Below are 16,966 nucleotides of genomic sequence, written 5' to 3'. Positions count from 1 at the left end.
TGGGTAAAACTGATGTTTAACGATGAACTTCATACAATGACTCTGAGTGAAGATGGAACATACACGGCATTTTCAAAAGAGTATGATGAGCATTATCACTCCACAAAAGACGGTGCACTCAAAGAGTCTCTCTTAAAACATGTTATCCCCGCTTTTAAAATCAAAAAAGATTTACCAGAGATTAATATCTTGGACATTTGTTACGGTCTAGGCTTTAACACACTTGCGACGCTGTATTACTACAAACAAAACTCTTTTAGTTCAAAACTTAACATCTATTCTCCCGAGTTAGATGCATCTCTAGTCTCTTCTCTTAAAAGCTTCATATACCCGCAAGAGTTTGATGAATTTAAACACATTATTTTTGAGTTAAGCGAAAACGGAGTTTATAGTGATGAGAATTTTTATATAGAGATATATTTAGGAGATGCGAGAGAATATGTACGTAGATTTGAGAATAAATTCGAAATAGTTTATCAAGATGCATTTTCTCCTAGTTCAAATCCGACTCTTTGGACACAGGAGTATTTTACCGACATAAAAAAAGCTATGAAAAAAGATGGGCTGCTAACTACTTACTCAATTGCTTTGGCTACCAGACTTGCACTGTTTAAAAATGATTTTAACATCTATGTAAACACCGCAGAGGAAATCAGAAATGCTACTGTCGCATCTCAAGTCAGTTTAAAATATTTTGAACCCGTAGACATGAAGCATAAAATATCCTGCAATCCTGATGCAAAACCGCTGACGGATCAGGTTTTAAACTTATCGAGTTGAGTTTTCAGTGTTTGACTGATTGCATACAGCTCATCGGAACTACCTGAAATATTTGAAGCATTTTCTTTGTTGTTTTTAACGATAATGTCTATCTCTTCTATATTTTTTAGAATCACCTGAGCCTTGTCTTGAACATCTTTGGTACTTGAAAGAGAAGAAGAAGCCAAATCTGCCGTACTGGTGATTATATCTTTTGTATATTGAAGTTTATCTCTCATAAGTTCTGAATTATCACTCAGAGTTCTTGTTTTTTCAACATTACTATTCATTTGATTGCTGGCATCCATAATTGACTGAGTGATAACACTTATGGTTGCATTTATCTCTCCGACACCTTTTTGTGTACTCTCTGCCAGTTTACGAACTTCGTCTGCAACAACGGCAAAACCGCGTCCATGTTCTCCTGCTCTTGCAGCTTCAATAGCAGCATTAAGAGCTAAAAGATTTGTTTTATCAGCAATATCTTCAATTAGTCCAAGAACATCTTTTACCGATTGAGCGTCATTTGTTAGTTGATTTAGATGATTTGCAATCTCTTCTTCGACCTGCGCATTTTCTTGAATTTTGTCTACTATGTCTAAAATATTAGCCTGAAGTTCTTGCAGGTTGTCTTCTGCTTGAGTGGTAACTTCTTGAGTCTTTTCGACATTTTGTGTAGTAGTAAGAAGTTTCTCACCCATTTCATCACTCATATCTTTCGTCTCATGAACTAATGTAAATTCATGTTGTGCACCGTCGCTTATAGATGCTGCATTACTTCTCATATCTTTTGTATGCTCATTATTTCTCTGTGATGAGCCTTTTGCCTCATTTAAAACTTCTTGAACCTCCTTGAGTAGTTTTGTAAATGCATTTGAGACTTCTCCGAGTTCATCTTGATTTTTATATTGTATGCTCTCTTTTGATAGGTCTAATGATTCAAGCGTTGATACTATATTATCGCGTATCGTGTTGATTGATGTTTTGATAAAACTGTAAAGACGAAGGTTTAGTATTGTTGATACTAATACAAAAAATATAATTAAAATCAGTATGTCATAAAATGTTTTTTGCAGATTTGATGAAGTATTGTTGTAAATATTTAGGATTTTTACATTTATCTTTTGTTCTATTATATTGAATTGTTTGTTGATTATAGCACTTGATAATGCCCATTCGTTTGAGGCTATTTTATTCAAAGTCTCTTTGTCTTCTTTTGTATAAGCAACTTTGAGCTGCTCAAGAAGGTCGGTAGAATTTTTATACTCATCAATAATTATATCAAAAGATTTTTTTATATCTTCGTCTGCATAAAATGAACTATCTTGTACACTTTTTATGACTTCCTGCATGTTTTTTCTTGTTTGTTCTAAGGCAATTCTTGCACCTTCAAAAGCTATCAGTCCCGTAAGAGAATTAGAAAGATTGTTAGAGATAGAGTTGAAATCATTTATGGCATGAAGCAGTTCATTGTGCGGTTTGAAATTTTCTTCATAAATCATATTAATTGCTGCTTTGCCGTCATTAGAAGCATTCAGTGAAAAATATCCAAGGACAACCATACTTATTGTCACAACAAAAATATTGCTTAACAATTTTTTAGAAATTAGAAGATCTTTTTTGTTGATTAGAATTTTGAATATAAAAAACAGAGCGATAAAAATCAATACGGCAAGTATAACTCTGATTGTTACATGCGTTGACACATCATTTTCTACTTCTTTAAGATCCTCTTTTGCAGTAATATTGATTCCGTCTATTTTAAATCCATCTTTTTTCCACTGACCGATACCGCTTTTCAACCAGTATACATTTGTATAACCGTCTTTTGCGGAAGTAACCGCAGCTTTATATGATTTCCAACATTTTACGCCGTTACAGTAGAAAATCAGATTGGTTTGTTTGTCAGCAGGTAGTCTTGAGTTGTGGTAAGTGTCATTAGCGTTGTCAAAATCAATGGTTTTATTTTCATTGCCGCCTTTTTCATCGTAATAGGCAGAAATTGCACCATAAATATGTTCAATTGCATACTCTGGAACTTTTCTGGTGTCCACAAAAACGGCACCGTTTTTTTGCTTTTCATAAGCTTGTTTTGTAGTTAAAAGTTTAACATTGTATTTTAAAGCTGTGTCGGCATCCGGAGTAACCGGTTTTGCAAAAAGAGAAAAAGAGAGAGCTATGAGAAAAAATATCGTTTTATTTAGGTTCATTTCAGGTACCTGTTTAATTAAATTTAATTTAGTATATCAAAATTAAAATAAAATCAATATTTTTAATATCTAGCTGAAATTGAATCTACTGCATCCCATGTAAGAGTGTTTTTTTCTGAAGAAGCTTTGCTTTGATGTGAAATTATGTGAGATACATATCTTGCAAACATATCTGTCTCAACATTTACCTTTGATCCTTTTTTATATCTTTTAAAAAGTGTTTCTCTCATCGTGATTGGTATGATGGTAAGCCTGAAACTGTCTGCTGCTACATCATTGACTGTAAGGCTGACACCGTCAATGGTTATGGAGCCTTTTGGCACAATATATGGGATAAATTTTTTATCGATGCTTATGAAAACATCAAAAGAGTTACCGTTGTTTTTTATATCTTTTATAGTGCCTATTGCATCTATGTGCCCTTGAACAATATGTCCCTCAAATCTGTCACCCATCATCATTGCCGGCTCAATATGAACTTCATTTTTATAGTTTTCTATTGCAAGCAGTTTTTGAGATTCAGGAGAGAGTTCTACACTAAATCCATCATTTAAAACTTTGACAACGCTTAAGCATGCACCGTTGATTGCTATGGAGTCACCTAGTTTTGCTTTATGTTTTGATTTTATACTCAGTTCGCTTCCTGAGAAACCTTTAACCGTTGCGACTTCTCTTATAAGACCTGTAAACATATTATTCCTTTAGAAGACAATCTTGCCATCTTCTTGTAAGCCTTTGATTATCTCTTTAGCTTTTGCATGACCTTTGTAGGCGGCTTTTCTACATAAATCAAGTGCTTTGTCGTGATCTTGTTCACATCCGAAACCTTGATCGTAAAGTTGGCCTAGATTGTAAAGACCTTCAGCTAAACCGCCATCAGCAGCTTTTGAAAAACATATAAAGCATCTGGCTTCATCTTGAACTACTCCGTGACCCTCTTTATAAAGAACACCGAGGTTATTAAAGCTCTCAAGATGACCTCTTTTAGCTCCCTCTTCATACCAAAAAGCAGCCTCAGAATAGTTTTGAATGCATCCAAGACCTCTCTCTAGCATTAGTGCAACTTCATACATTGCGGGAGGAACTTCTCTTACGGCTGCTTCCATGTGAAGGTCATGTGCCTTAAACTGGTCATGTTCTACTCCGCCTAAACCGTTCATGTAAAGAATCGCCAAGTTAAAGAGTGCGTAGGGTTGTTTAAGTTCGGCTGCTTTTTCGTAGCATTCCAGTGCTTTTTTATCATCTTTTTCACAGCCTTGAGCATTTTGGTACATGTAGCCCAAAGATGTCAGTGCATCTGCATCTGTTTTGGAAGCTAGTTGTGTATATAGCTCAAAAGCAGTTTCAAAATCACCGCTGTTGTAAGCTTCATGTGCTTTTTTTATCATGTTATCTATACGATTTTTTGTTAAATCGTCTCTCCTCTTTAGCTTTTGTGATCTCTTTAAGTAAGTCTTCTTTGGTATTTAGATGATCTTCTCTGTGTTTGTGCTCATCACTTCCATCAATATTTTCATCAAATTCTACGACTTCGGGAACATAATCTTTAAATAAATCTTTTTTATCTTCACTCATTTTGAAAAACCTCAAGTAATTCTATATATATTATGCAAATGATACTTAAAAATGATAAAATTCCGCTAAATTAAAAATCGAAATTTTTTTTCTCGCAAAAGGCGAAGCTTCAGTAAAGAAGCATAAATAGTAGGAATAATATATGAATTATGATGTAATAATTATTGGAGGGGGGCATGCCGGCGTTGAAGCAGCACTTTCTTCTGCTAGAATGGGTAATAAAACCCTTATGATCTCAATGCTTGCTGAAAATGTAGGTGCTACAAGTTGTAACCCTGCAATCGGTGGTCTGGCTAAGGGACATCTGGTACGTGAACTGGATGCTCTTGGCGGTGAGATGGGTCTTATAACAGATGCCGCAGGTATACAGTTTAGAATTTTAAATCAGACAAAAGGTCCTGCAGTTCGCGGTAGCCGTGCACAGATTGATATGGACAGGTACAGAGTCATCGCCAGAAATAAAATACTAAACACTCCAAACCTTGATTTGGTTCAAGAGATGGCAGACTCTTTGATTATTGAAAATAATGAAGTAAAGGGTGTCAAGACTAATCTTTTAAATGAATATGGAGCCAAAAGAGTAATTATTACAAGCGGGACATTTTTAAAAGGCGTAATTCATATAGGAGAGATTCAGCAAGAAGGCGGCCGTTTCGGTGAGCAGACCAGTATAGGTCTTAGTAACTCTTTAAAAGAGTGCGGATTTGAAATAGGAAGACTGAAAACAGGAACTTGTGCGAGAATTGACAGTTCATCAATTGATTTTTCAGTCATGGAAGAGCAGGGTGGTGATGAAGTCCCGAGTCCGTTTAGTTTTAGGACAAACCGAAAAGAGTTTAGAGAGACTAAAAAACAGATTCCGTGTTTCATAGCTTATACAAATCAAAACACTCATGACATAATAGAGTCTAATTTTTATCGAGCGCCGTTATTTACAGGACAAATCGAAGGTACGGGGCCAAGATACTGCCCGAGTATAGAAGATAAGGTAAACCGTTTTCGTGATAAAGATAGACATCATCTCTTTATAGAACCGCAAACTATGGATAATACAGAGTGTTATATCAACGGTATGTCTACGTCCCTTCCGCCAGAAGTTCAACAGCAGATGATTCATTCCGTTAATGGGATGGAAAATGCAAAGATTGTTCGTTACGGATATGCAATAGAGTATGATTTTGTAGATCCGCGTGAACTAAGACACTCTTTAGAGACTAAAAAAATCAAAGGTTTGTATTTGGCCGGGCAGATAAACGGAACAACAGGTTATGAAGAAGCAGCGGCACAAGGCTTGATGGCAGGTATCAATGCATCGTTATCTCTGCAGGGAAAAGAACCTCTTGTTTTAAGACGTGATGAGGCATATATCGGTGTTCTTATTGACGATCTTGTTACAAAAGGGACAAAAGAGCCCTACAGAATGTTTACATCTCGTGCAGAGTATAGACTTCTTCTTCGTGAAGAATCAGCAGATACAAGGCTTAGCCATTATGGGCATGAGCTTGGACTGATTAGTGATGAGTTTTATGAGAGCGTAAAATTAAAAGATAAACAGATTAAAGAAGGTGCGTTGTTATTAGAAGAGACAAAGTTTACTCCAAACAAAGAGTTTATAGCACTTCTAGAATCAATGGGTGAAGTTCCAATTAAAGATATATCTACAGCGCAACAACTTGTTGCCAGAAAAAGTTTTGATGTAGATAAAATGATAAAAATAGTTCCAGAGTTAGATAAATATGACGACTACATAAAAGAAGAGATATTAGTAGAAGGCAAGTATGCCCGTTATATAGACAAGCAGAGTGAAGAGATTGAAAGGATGAAAAAATATCTTAAAGTTTCTATACCTGAAGATTTTGATTTTAGACAGGTAAGCGGTTTATCTAAAGAAATAGTGGAAAAATTGGAAGCCTTTAATCCTCCAACACTTCAAGCTGCGATGCAAATAAGCGGAATCACACCCGCAGCAATTGAGATACTACATATATATATCAGAATGGCAAGTAAGAGAAATAAATAATGGGGATATATTATTACGTACATACAGGACATAGAATAGGTCTGGATAGATTTAGAAGAGCTTGTACAATAATACGTCTTTTAAAAGGCATTGATATTACTCTATTATGTTCAGATTTTCGTATCGCACAAATAGCTTCTGAATTTGGAGTAGAAAAAAGTGTAGGAATCGATGTTGTAAGAAATATTCCACAAATATCACAAAATGGTGATAAGATTATTTTTGATTCAGATGAAGCTAATCCAATAATGCTTGAAGATATGAGAAATTATTTTTCTAGTTTTATAAGAATAAGTGATAAGATAGATGATAAAAAAGAAAAAAACGAGTTCTTGATATCACCATACTTAAATGGAGCTGATATTTGTGAATTAGTTGTAGTAGATGACAAATATTTCGAAAAAGAAGAAAAAACTATAGAATTATCATTCTTTTTCGGAGATGATGATTATGATAAACAATTAGAAAAACACTTTTCACTTTTGGATGGCTTGAATCCCGATTTACTTCTTGGCTTTTACTACTTTTTTGATTACGAAGATATGCTCAAAGGTAGATTTCCGAATAATCATGAGTTTGAAGAGTATGATGATGTTATAAAAAAATCAAAAGTTTTAATAACTGCATCTCCTCAAGCTGCTTTAGAAAACATGGCATCAGGCGGTAAACCGATTTTTATTCAGAGAAAAGATTATCCTAAAGATTTTCAAGAATTATTTAAGAAACTTAATGTTCCAATCGTGCAAAACTACGAAAATAGGCAACTTCTGACAATATTACAAAGCCTTGAAAAGCACGAGTATTACAAAGTGGAACATAATAGTGAGAAATTGAGAAATTTTATAAAAGAAAACTTAAATTTATAAATAATTAAAACTAATTTAGTGTACAATCAGGACTTTAAAATTCACACTAAAGTGAGCAGATATGGAAAATAATAGCCGTAGAGGTTTTATGGGGAAAGCATTTGGTGCCGTAGCGGCAGTAGGTGCAGTAGGTTCATTGGTTGCAATGAAAAAAAGTTGGGATCCATTACCAAGCGTGAAAGAAGCAGGTTTTACGACTTTAGATATGAGTATATATGAAGAAGGTATAATGGTTACTGAAAAATGGAGAGGGAAACCTATCTTTGTTTTGAAGAAATCTGCAGCAGTAATGGAAAAAGAAAAGGGTAATGCAGCAGCTGAAGCTAGAAACATTAAAGTTGGTAATGACAACTTTATGGTCGCTATTGGTCTTTGTACACACTTAGGCTGTATTCCAGCATTTAGGAAAGATGAGGGCGATTTCTTATGTGCTTGTCACGGTGGTCAGTTTGAAGCATCTGGTTTAGTGAAAAAAGTACCACCACCACGTGGTTTCGATATACCTCCTTTTAAAATTGATGGAAATAAGTTAGTTCTTGGTGAAGTTGGTCCTGAGTGGCAAGCTATGAAAGATAATGGCGTAACGCTATAAAAAAGGGGAGGATAAATGGCACATTTTACAAAAGCGACAAGTGTTAAAGATTGGTTAAACCAACGATTGGCAGTTGAAAAAGTAGAAAAAGTAATGGCTTCGGAGTATTGGATTCCGAAAAATATTAACTTCTTATGGGCAATGGGGATGGTTCTTGTAATCACTTTCGCTCTACTTGTAGTTTCCGGTATATTTTTACTAATGTACTACGTACCTACAGTTGATGAAGCATTCTATAGTGTAAACTACACTATTATGAGAGAAGTTGATTTTGGTTGGTTGTGGAGACATATTCACGGTGTTGCGGCATCTGTTGTTTTCTTGATTATTTATATTCACATGTTTACAGGTATATACTACGGTTCTTACAAGAAGGGTCGTGAGATGATTTGGATTTCAGGAATGCTTTTATTTATTGCATTTTCAACTGAAGCATTTTCTGGTTATATGCTACCGTGGGGACAAATGTCTTACTGGGCTGGTATGGTTATTACTAACCTATTCTCTGGTGGTTCTTTACATGCGGATGGACTTGTTGAGTGGATTCGTGGGGATTATGTTCCTGCTCAGGCATTTCTTGGTCGTTTCTTTATGCTTCATGTACTTCTTGTTCCTTTAGCAATTTTAGGATTAATCGGGCTTCACTTTGCAGCTCTACGTATTCCTCACGTTAATAACCAAGATGGTGAAGAGATTGACTTTGATGCAGAATCTAAAAAGTATTTAGATGGCGACAAAGCTGGATCAAAAGTTATGAGATTTGCAAATGACTTCATGTCTAAAGATATGATGGTTGTTGGAATTTATTTAATATTTTTCTTTTATTTAGTATTTTATAACTATGGTTTTGCAATGGACCCTGTAAACTTTGACCCTGCAGATGGTCTTAAAACACCTGCACATATCTATCCTGAGTGGTATTTCTTATGGTCTTATGAGATTTTACGTCCATTCAATGTTGACCTTGGTTTAGCACTGTTTGGTTTTGCGCAAGTTATTTTTGTTTTCTTACCGTTCTTAGATAGAAGCCCAAATACTGTTCCTGCAAATCGTCGTGGTACAATGTTTAAAGTTTGGTTCTGGTTAATGCTTTCTAATATGATTGTTCTGACAGCTATGGGTAAACTACCGCCAGAAGGCATATTTAGCCAAATAGGTTTAGTCGCGGCAATAGTATTTGTTGTTCAGTGGATAGCGCTTCCATTCATAACAGCAAAAGAAAAAAAGTTATAAGGACAAAAGAATGAAAAATAAAGAACCAATAATACTAGCAGTTGTAGTATTCTTTACACTTGTAACTTACTATCTGGTTGAGCCTTATGCTCACCACGTAATGCACAAGCATGTAGATAGCGAAAACTTCGCATATGCAGATTTACCTGCAATGACAAAAACAGGAAATGCTGCAAACGGTAAAGATTTAGTTGTGAATGCTGGTTGTGCCGGCTGTCACTCAATTGAAAAAGCTGGAATGCCTGCTCCGATGGATGCAGTTATGGCAGCTCAAAGTTATGGTGTTAATCCACCTGATTTAAGTAATGCCGGTGCAATTTATGATGCTAAGTTCTTAGCTGACTTAATCAAAAACCCTGCTCATGCTTTAAAAGTTGAACATAAGTTTGATGCTGCAAAAGGTCAAATGCACCCGATGGTGGCATTTTACGGAATGGGTGGAGATATAGACCAAGAGATTGCAGATATGGTAGCATATTTACAGTCTATCGCTATCAGTCCTTCTGATGTAACACCAAAGATTGCATTTGAAAATGCTTGTGGTAGATGTCATGCTGTTGGTTATGAAAACTGGACTCAAATTGGTACTAAGCCTAAATTTAAGCATGAAAAAGACGGACTGGCTTTTGACATTAAAGTTATGGATTATCAAGATTCTTTAAAAGCTTATATGGGTAAATTACCACCAGATCTAAGTATGTATATTCGTTCAAGAAATGAGCAGTTTATATCTACTCTAATAGAAAACCCTCAAAACCACTTAGCCGGTACTGCTATGCCACGTGTTGGTGTAACTGCAGATACTGCTGCTAAAGTTATTGAGTATATGAAAGATGCTGGTGATACTAAGCGTCACGAAAGAGAAGCAATTGGTATGAATGTAATGATTTATATCGTTATCTTCGCTATTTTTGCACTTCTTTGGAAAAAACAAGTATGGAGAGACTTACATTAATAGTCCGATAAAGGAACTCGTTCCTTTATCTCGCTTGCGCCGCTGAGGCGACTGAAGCTTGCTTCTTTTAGAGGCGGATTAATGTTTAGAATTTTCAAGGGCTGGGACTTTTTGTCTTGGCCTTTTTTTTTGCCAAATTTTTTACTGCGAGTGAAGACTTTCAATAATAACTTCTTCTTAATAAATCATCTGAAATTTTTCTATAGTATTTGCACTAGAGTAAGTACATAAATTACATTATTCTAGCAAAGCATCTTTTTTATTAACAAGTTATTTAAAGCTTATAGCTTATATATATAATGTAAACAATATTTGCAATAAAATTTATTTCTTTTCAACTACAACTATAGTACCAGACAATATATCATGCAGAGCTTTTTTGTCTCTTCTGTAGAATGGAAGCAAAAGTCCTAAAAGTGTGCTAGCTGTAAATAAGAATGTTACAAATCTAAAGAGTGATTTGAAAAAGCTTATATGTTCTCCTGTTTTGTCGTTTACAACTTTTATATCATAAGCTTTTTTGCCCGGAGTCTGTCCAAACTTACTTAAAAAAAATGCATAAATCAATCCATACAATGCAGCGTCTATAAAAGGAGCAATACTAGAAGATTGAAAATCATCTTTACCATCCAAAATCAAATATGCTGTTATATATAGTATAGGTGCATATATCATAAACATATCAGTAACAAATGCCTTTATTCTATCCACATAGCTTGCATAAACATATTTCGGTTTTGGTTCATCGTTGGTGTGTCTTTTCTGTTTTTTTATATCTCTAAATCTCATAAGTAGGATTATAACAGATAATTACTTTGTTGTTTGTTTATAAAGCTTTATATAAGTTTTTCTACTAAATGTCAGTAAAAATAACCAAATTTGCGCTGTTACGTCCCAAAAGTAAACAAATAGCTAATAAAAGAGATGGTTTAAACTTAATTTAAAAATTACCTTTGTACAATATGTGGTCTCAAAATGTATCACACACTGAGAAGTGATAGTGGAATAACAGCTTCTGTTACTCTGCTATCACTTCTACAAGGTGATAACATTTAAAAAAAACAGGAGAATTAGAATGAAAAAAACTTTAGTTTCTTTAGCGGCAGCGTCGTTAATCGTTACATCAGCAATGGCTGCAGATAAGGGTATAGATATCGTAACAACTGGTCAAGCAGTTGTTTACTATGAAACAGCAAGCAATGACAGCACGGGTGATGCAGATTTATTTGATAAAACAAATTCAAGTGCAAATGTTGCTGTTCAGTTAAATTTAGCAGCTGATCTTAAAAATAACTTTACTTTTGGTTCTCAACTTTCTTACTTAGGTACTGCAGGTTTAGAGAAAAATGTAGTTGATGCTGAAAAACAATCAACTGGTGGTGGTCTTACTGCTGGTACTACTGATGAATTAGCAATGACTCAAATATTTGTTGCTAAAAAAGTTGCAAACACAACGGTTAAATTAGGTCGTCAAGAACTTCCTAAATCACTTTCTCCTTTTGCTTTCTCAGAAGGTTGGAATGTACTAAAAAATACTTTTGATGCTATCTTAGCAGTAAACACTGATATCCCAGATACTACTTTAGTTGGTGCTTATGTTTCTGGTGGAACTGGCATGTCTTTAGGGACTACAGGTAACTTAACAGCTGCATATGATGCTACATCAACTACTGTTAATGGTACAGCGTATATGTTAACGGTACAAAATAAATCAATTCCAATGACTACAATTACTGCTTCTTACTATGATGTAGCTCAAGTAGCTGGTAGTATTGGTGCAACTGCGCTATGGGGAGATGTAAAAGTAGCTGGTAAAGATTTACCAATGGGTCTTAAATTAGGTCTTCAAGGTGGTAAAATATCAACAGATAACAGTGGTTTTGATGATACTATGGCAATTGGCGCAAAAGTTTTCTTATCACCTATTAATGCTTTAACTGTAGGTTTAGCATATACATCAGTTGATGGTTCAGATTCTAAATCTAATGTAGCTGTTAAAAACTTCGGTACTGGTATTAAAACTCCTTTATATACTCAAATGGTTTATAATCAAAATGCAATTGCTCTAGATGCAAACACATTTATGGTAAAAGCTGCATATAACACTGGTGATTATGGTACTATTATAGCTCAGTATGCTGGTACAGCTGCTGGTAAATCAAACATCATGGGTTCTGAAAAAGACTACAATGAGTTTGATGTAATCTATAAAGTTAAAGCTGGTGGTGTTCAATACTTCGCTGGTTATATCAATCGTACAATTGACGCTGGTGGTTCTATGAATGCTGCTGCTGGTGCAGAGAAAGATGATAGAATTCGTATTTGGGGTCGTTACAACTTCTAATAAGCACTTAGCTTAAAAGAAAGACGATACGTCGCAAACAAACTTTATTCCTGCGCTTTTTGCGCGGGAATTCTTCTACAATTAATTCTAATCAAAAAACTTTATGATATAATCTTTCTTATTTTAAAAGAGAGAGAACACTAATGAGAATTGTAAAAATTTTTCTATTATCAATAATTCTGATGCTTGTAGCAGCATGTGGAAACAGAACATCATTTAAAGAACAAGAACCACTTGAAAATGCGTCGTTAGTTTATATATATGCTGAAATGAAAGTTAGTGCAGATGATAGCTCAGGTTATAGTCAATACAATATTCGTATTAATAACAAACCAGTTATGGAAAGAATAAGAGATAAAGAGTATATGGTTTTTAATTTAAAGCCTCAGCCTATGACTATCTCAGCAACTAAAAAACAAATTCAAGAAAAAGTATTAAATTTAGATTTAAAACCTGGCAAAATTTATTATCTTAAAATTGTAGATAATCAAGATGGCAGTATATTTAATTTTATTAAAGTTGAAAATTCTATAGGCTTAAAAGAGATAGCTAAAACTGGACTCGCAGGATCTTCTGAAGAATCTCAAGAAAACATCATAACAGAGTTTGTAAACCCTAAAGAGACAGAATCTATGGAAGTTAAATCATCAGTTACCGCCGCTCCTAAAACTGTAGCTCCTGTAGCCGTTCCTCAAGTTTCAGCACCTGTTACTGCAATGCCTATGTCTAAGACTGATGAGATTATGAAAGCGTATGGACTAAAAGAAAAAGGTATTATTAGTGATGAAGAGTTTAAAGCTCTAAAAACTAATATATTAAACAAGTAAGAACATGCTTATAGACAGTTACAATAGAGTCGTTGATTATCTTAGAGTTTCAGTGACTGAGCGCTGTAACTTTAGGTGTCAATATTGTATGCCGGAGAAACCATTCTCATGGGTTCCAAAAGAAAACTTACTTAGTTTTGAAGAACTTTTTGAGTTTATGAAGATTGCTATGGATGAGGGTGTAAATAAGATCCGTATTACAGGCGGAGAACCACTGCTTCGTGAAGACTTGGATAAGTTCATTAAAATGATTTATGACTATAAACCCAGCATAGACCTTGCAATGACTACCAATGCATATCTGCTTAAAGGTACTGCACAAAAACTTAAAGACGCAGGGCTAAAGCGTATAAACGTAAGCATTGACACTCTCAAACCCGAAGTTGCACAGCAAATAGCACAAAAAGATGTTTTAAAGAATGTACTTGACGGTGTAGATGAAGCACTGAAAGTGGGACTTAAAGTCAAAGTAAATATGGTTCCTATGAAAACTGTAAATGCAGATGAGATTATTGATGTTTTAGAGTACTGTAAAGAACGTAATATGAGCATCCGCTTTATTGAGTATATGGAAAATTCCTTTGCAGCGAAAGAGATAAAAGGTTTGAAGTCAAATGAGCTCTTAGAACTTCTTAATTCTAAATACGAGTTCAGTGACGATGGCTTTGACGGTTCTTCTCCATCTCACTATTTTACGATGAAAGACGGCTATAGATTCGGAATCATAGAACCTTATGAAGATGACTTTTGCAAGCAGTGTAATCGCATAAGACTTACGGCAGAAGGAAATCTCATCCCATGCCTGTACTTTGATGAAGCACTGAGTATATCTAAAGCTATTAAAGAGGGTGATATTAAAGCTGCAGCAGAGGTGCTTAGAGAAGTTGTTAGAACTAAGCCTGAGAAGAACAGATGGGGCGGAGAAGACAGCGAGATCTCTTCTCGTGCTTTTTATGAGACAGGTGGCTGATAATTGCTGTACCTTGTAGAACATTTCTATAGCATACAGGGCGAAGGCAGATATACTGGTGTCCCATCACTGTTCTTTCGTTTTGGCGGCTGTAATATGAAGTGTGAAGGATTTGCCTGCGAAGAGACAGCTCCGGATGGAACTAAAGTTCTTGGATGCGACACTGTTTATGCAGTAAATAAGGAACACTTCTCTTTTAACTGGAGCCCTATACAAAAGACTCAAGAACTCTTTAACGTTTTGGAGCTCTATGAGCTTCCGCAAAAACCTGTAGATATAGTCTTAACCGGCGGAGAACCTCTAATATATGCAAATGATGATATCTTTGTAGGGTTCTTAAAAAAACTTCATGAAGATGGACATAAGATTACTTTTGAGACAAACGGTTCAATTGCAATCGACTTTGAGAAATATCCTATATATAAAGAGTGTGTTTTTGCTTTGTCTGTTAAACTTTCAAACTCAAAAGAACCCGAAAGCAAAAGAGTAAAAGGTGATGTTATTTATTCAATTGCTTCAAATGCGAAAGAGGTTTTTTTTAAGTTTTCCATAGATGCAGACTCAATAGACTTGGGACTTGATGAAGAAATCTTCAATATAACAATGCATTCGCCAAAGACTCAGGTTTACTGTATGCCTCTTGGTGGCAGTAAAGCTGAAGTAGAAGCTAATACTGAACCTCTTATAGAGTTTTGTAAAGCAAAAGGTTATAATTTTTCTGATAGACTTCATATAAGAATCTGGGATCAGAACAAAGGAGTTTAAAATTATGATTATACGAAAACTTTTTAAATTTGAAAATGCTCATATTGTTCGCGGCTGTTCTACTGTGAAGTGCAGAAGTTCTCTGCATGGACACTCTTACAAAGTAGAACTTCTTTTTGAGTCCAACTTTTTAGATAACGGTCAAATGGTTTATGACTTTGGTCTGATGAAACAGAATATGAAAGCTTTGGTTGAGAGTTTTGATCACGGTGTGGCTATCTGGAGCGGTGATGACTGGGAATATATAGACAGTATGAAAAAACACTCACAGAGATGGGTAGAGCTTCCAGTATCACCCTCTTGCGAGCAATTTTCTCGTGTCATCTTTGTTATGATTGACAGACTTCTTCAGCTTACAAACGGTATGAACGGTGAAAAAGAAGTAAAGCTTCACAGTGTCATAGTCCATGAAACCGAGACGGGATATGCACAAGCTTTTAATTATGATGCATACTCAAAAGATATGGGATATATAGAGTTGGACTCAATAATATTTTCGGATGAAGTTAAAAACAGTTGGATAGACAGTGATTTGTGGGAAAAAGTAAAAAGAGGTGATAATTTTACAAATCCGACAAGCGTTTAGGAACTTCCCCTAAGGGCTCACTAAACGCATTTGCTCTTTTGAGCTAAAGCAAAATCTTATAGGAAAGACTTTGAGTGTTTCTCCTGATGCAATAAACTCAACACCTTCATCTACCATAATATAAGAGTTTGAAGATGCAAGCGGTGATACCATACCAGGCGCAAATTTCTTACAAGGCTCAAAACTACTGCCGTCAAAACTACCCGGAATCAATGTAATACGACCCTTTCTTAGTTTGTAGTCATTTTTCATTTTTGCTTCGATGGGATTGATATATTTTTCATTGATGCCGCTTAAAGCTAAAATGATACTTTGCCCGAATAGTTCAAAATTCAGTGCTGCTGCCATCGGATTGCCCGGAAGGTTTAGAACCAAAGTATTATTGATTCTTCCAAAGGTTGTAGGCTTGCCAGGTTTTATCTCCACCTTGTCAAAATAAGTCTGCATATCAAATGCTCCAAATGCTTCTTTTGTGAAGTCTGCATCTCCAACACTTACGCCACCGGAAGTAATAATAAGGTCACTGTCTAAAGCACTTTTTACATGAGCTTTTAAATCTTCTAAAGTGTCTTGAGCCGTTCCTATGAAGTCGACTTCGCATCCGAGTTCCTGTGCGCGTGAGAGAAGTGTAGGAGTATTTGTGTTGTAGAGTTGATATGCATCTTCAACACTTTCAAAGTGCATCTTGAGTTCGCTGCCGGATGCAAAGAGTGCGATTTTAGGTTTTTTATACACTTTTATGTGGCTGATGCCTTGAGACGCAAGAAGTGTTATTTGATGAGCTTGTAGTTTCTGACCGCTTTTTAAAAGAACTTCACCTTTTTTGATATCTTCACCGCAAAGACGTATATGTCTGCCAGCTGCTAAATCATCTGGCAGTGTTACGCCACCCTCACACTCAGTCGTATCTTCAACAGGAACTATACACTCACAGCCTTCAGGAATCTTAGCTCCGGTCATGATTTTTATACCGTATCCTGCTTCAAGAACTTCGTGTGAATTGTCTCCTGCAAAGATAGTATGAGTTACTTTTACACACTTAATTGCATCTGCAACTTTTACGGCATAACCGTCCATGGCAGAGTTGTCATATGGTGGAAGATTGTGTGTAGCTGTAATATCCTCGGCTAATATTAAACCGAGAGCTTGTTCAATAGGTAGGATTTTCAATGATTTTTTTGAAGTGTTTTTGTAGATAAGTTCCAGTGCTTGAAGAATTGTAACTGCCATTTATGCCTCTTGTTAAAAAATTATAGTAGAATTT

17 protein-coding genes are annotated in these 16,966 nt (G+C 35.4%); 11 read left to right on the top strand and 6 right to left on the bottom strand.

The features are described 5' to 3' along the window. Window positions 1-12: 12 nt before the first annotated feature. Window positions 13-780, top strand: coding sequence for a tRNA (5-methylaminomethyl-2-thiouridine)(34)-methyltransferase MnmD (locus tag ABYK18_RS03435; RefSeq protein WP_373035231.1), 768 nt, complete (start codon window positions 13-15; stop codon window positions 778-780). Here the strand turns inward: ABYK18_RS03435 and ABYK18_RS03430 are convergent. The 4 genes from ABYK18_RS03430 to ABYK18_RS03415 form a co-directional block, all read right to left on the bottom strand. Continuing rightward, window positions 756-2,969 (bottom strand): methyl-accepting chemotaxis protein, encoded by a 2,214-nt coding sequence (locus tag ABYK18_RS03430; RefSeq protein ID WP_373035230.1) that lies wholly within the window; start codon window positions 2,967-2,969, stop codon window positions 756-758. The genes ABYK18_RS03435 and ABYK18_RS03430 overlap by 25 nt on opposite strands. 62 nt (window positions 2,970-3,031) lie before the next feature. Beyond that, a complete protein-coding gene (gene ribE, locus ABYK18_RS03425; protein WP_373035229.1) occupies window positions 3,032-3,661 on the bottom strand; it encodes a riboflavin synthase in 630 nt (209 codons plus the stop codon). Between the two features lie 9 nt (window positions 3,662-3,670). Further along, on the bottom strand, window positions 3,671-4,357 hold the full coding sequence (locus ABYK18_RS03420; RefSeq protein WP_373035228.1) for a tetratricopeptide repeat protein: 687 nt from the start codon (window positions 4,355-4,357) through the stop codon (window positions 3,671-3,673). A gap of 1 nt (window position 4,358) precedes the next feature. After that, entirely contained in the window at window positions 4,359-4,544 is a 186-nt protein-coding gene (locus ABYK18_RS03415) for a hypothetical protein (RefSeq protein WP_373035227.1), read from the bottom strand. A gap of 142 nt (window positions 4,545-4,686) precedes the next feature. Between ABYK18_RS03415 and mnmG the strand changes: the two genes are divergently transcribed. From mnmG to ABYK18_RS03390, 5 genes are all read left to right on the top strand, one after another. Continuing rightward, the gene (mnmG, locus tag ABYK18_RS03410; RefSeq protein WP_373035226.1) at window positions 4,687-6,564 is read left to right on the top strand and encodes a tRNA uridine-5-carboxymethylaminomethyl(34) synthesis enzyme MnmG; all 1,878 of its coding nucleotides are present in this window, start codon (window positions 4,687-4,689) and stop codon (window positions 6,562-6,564) included. Continuing rightward, window positions 6,564-7,430, top strand: coding sequence for a hypothetical protein (locus ABYK18_RS03405; protein WP_373035225.1), 867 nt, complete (start codon window positions 6,564-6,566; stop codon window positions 7,428-7,430). Before mnmG ends, ABYK18_RS03405 begins: the two co-directional genes overlap by 1 nt. An 88-nt stretch (window positions 7,431-7,518) precedes the next feature. Then, complete coding sequence (gene petA / locus ABYK18_RS03400) at window positions 7,519-8,022, top strand: ubiquinol-cytochrome c reductase iron-sulfur subunit (protein ID WP_373035224.1); 504 nt, start codon at window positions 7,519-7,521, stop codon at window positions 8,020-8,022. A 15-nt stretch (window positions 8,023-8,037) separates the two neighbouring features. Further along, on the top strand, window positions 8,038-9,255 hold the full coding sequence (locus ABYK18_RS03395) for a cytochrome bc complex cytochrome b subunit (protein ID WP_373035223.1): 1,218 nt from the start codon (window positions 8,038-8,040) through the stop codon (window positions 9,253-9,255). 10 nt (window positions 9,256-9,265) lie between these two features. Beyond that, complete coding sequence (locus ABYK18_RS03390; protein ID WP_373035222.1) at window positions 9,266-10,210, top strand: c-type cytochrome; 945 nt, start codon at window positions 9,266-9,268, stop codon at window positions 10,208-10,210. Window positions 10,211-10,534: 324 nt separating this feature from the next. Here the strand turns inward: ABYK18_RS03390 and ABYK18_RS03385 are convergent, their stop codons facing one another. Beyond that, entirely contained in the window at window positions 10,535-10,999 is a 465-nt protein-coding gene (locus ABYK18_RS03385; protein ID WP_373035220.1) for an RDD family protein, read from the bottom strand. Between the two features lie 286 nt (window positions 11,000-11,285). On the opposite strand from ABYK18_RS03385, the gene ABYK18_RS03380 reads away from it, so the two are divergent. The 5 genes from ABYK18_RS03380 to ABYK18_RS03360 all read left to right on the top strand — a co-directional run bounded on the left by ABYK18_RS03380 (window position 11,286) and on the right by ABYK18_RS03360 (window position 15,702). After that, window positions 11,286-12,554, top strand: a complete 1,269-nt coding sequence (locus ABYK18_RS03380; protein ID WP_373035219.1) for a hypothetical protein — start codon at window positions 11,286-11,288, stop codon at window positions 12,552-12,554. Between the two features lie 143 nt (window positions 12,555-12,697). Beyond that, window positions 12,698-13,381, top strand: coding sequence for a hypothetical protein (locus tag ABYK18_RS03375; protein ID WP_373035218.1), 684 nt, complete (start codon window positions 12,698-12,700; stop codon window positions 13,379-13,381). Between the two features lie 4 nt (window positions 13,382-13,385). Then, window positions 13,386-14,351 (top strand): GTP 3',8-cyclase MoaA, encoded by a 966-nt coding sequence (moaA, locus tag ABYK18_RS03370; protein WP_373035217.1) that lies wholly within the window; start codon window positions 13,386-13,388, stop codon window positions 14,349-14,351. A gap of 3 nt (window positions 14,352-14,354) precedes the next feature. Then, window positions 14,355-15,116 (top strand): 7-carboxy-7-deazaguanine synthase QueE, encoded by a 762-nt coding sequence (locus tag ABYK18_RS03365; protein ID WP_373035216.1) that lies wholly within the window; start codon window positions 14,355-14,357, stop codon window positions 15,114-15,116. Between the two features lie 4 nt (window positions 15,117-15,120). Continuing rightward, entirely contained in the window at window positions 15,121-15,702 is a 582-nt protein-coding gene (locus tag ABYK18_RS03360) for a 6-pyruvoyl tetrahydropterin synthase family protein (RefSeq protein ID WP_373035215.1), read from the top strand. Window positions 15,703-15,711: 9 nt separating this feature from the next. On the opposite strand, the gene glp is transcribed toward ABYK18_RS03360, so the two are convergent. Beyond that, the gene (gene glp, locus ABYK18_RS03355; RefSeq protein WP_373035214.1) at window positions 15,712-16,932 is read right to left on the bottom strand and encodes a gephyrin-like molybdotransferase Glp; all 1,221 of its coding nucleotides are present in this window, start codon (window positions 16,930-16,932) and stop codon (window positions 15,712-15,714) included. Window positions 16,933-16,966: the final 34 nt, after the last annotated feature.

Origin of the sequence: Sulfurimonas sp., from assembly GCF_041563495.1 — a bacterium.
In the GTDB taxonomy this organism is placed as follows: Bacteria; Campylobacterota; Campylobacteria; order Campylobacterales; family Sulfurimonadaceae; genus Sulfurimonas.
The sequence above is the reverse complement of the archived record's forward strand: the minus strand, read 5'-3'. Positions and strand labels throughout refer to the sequence as shown.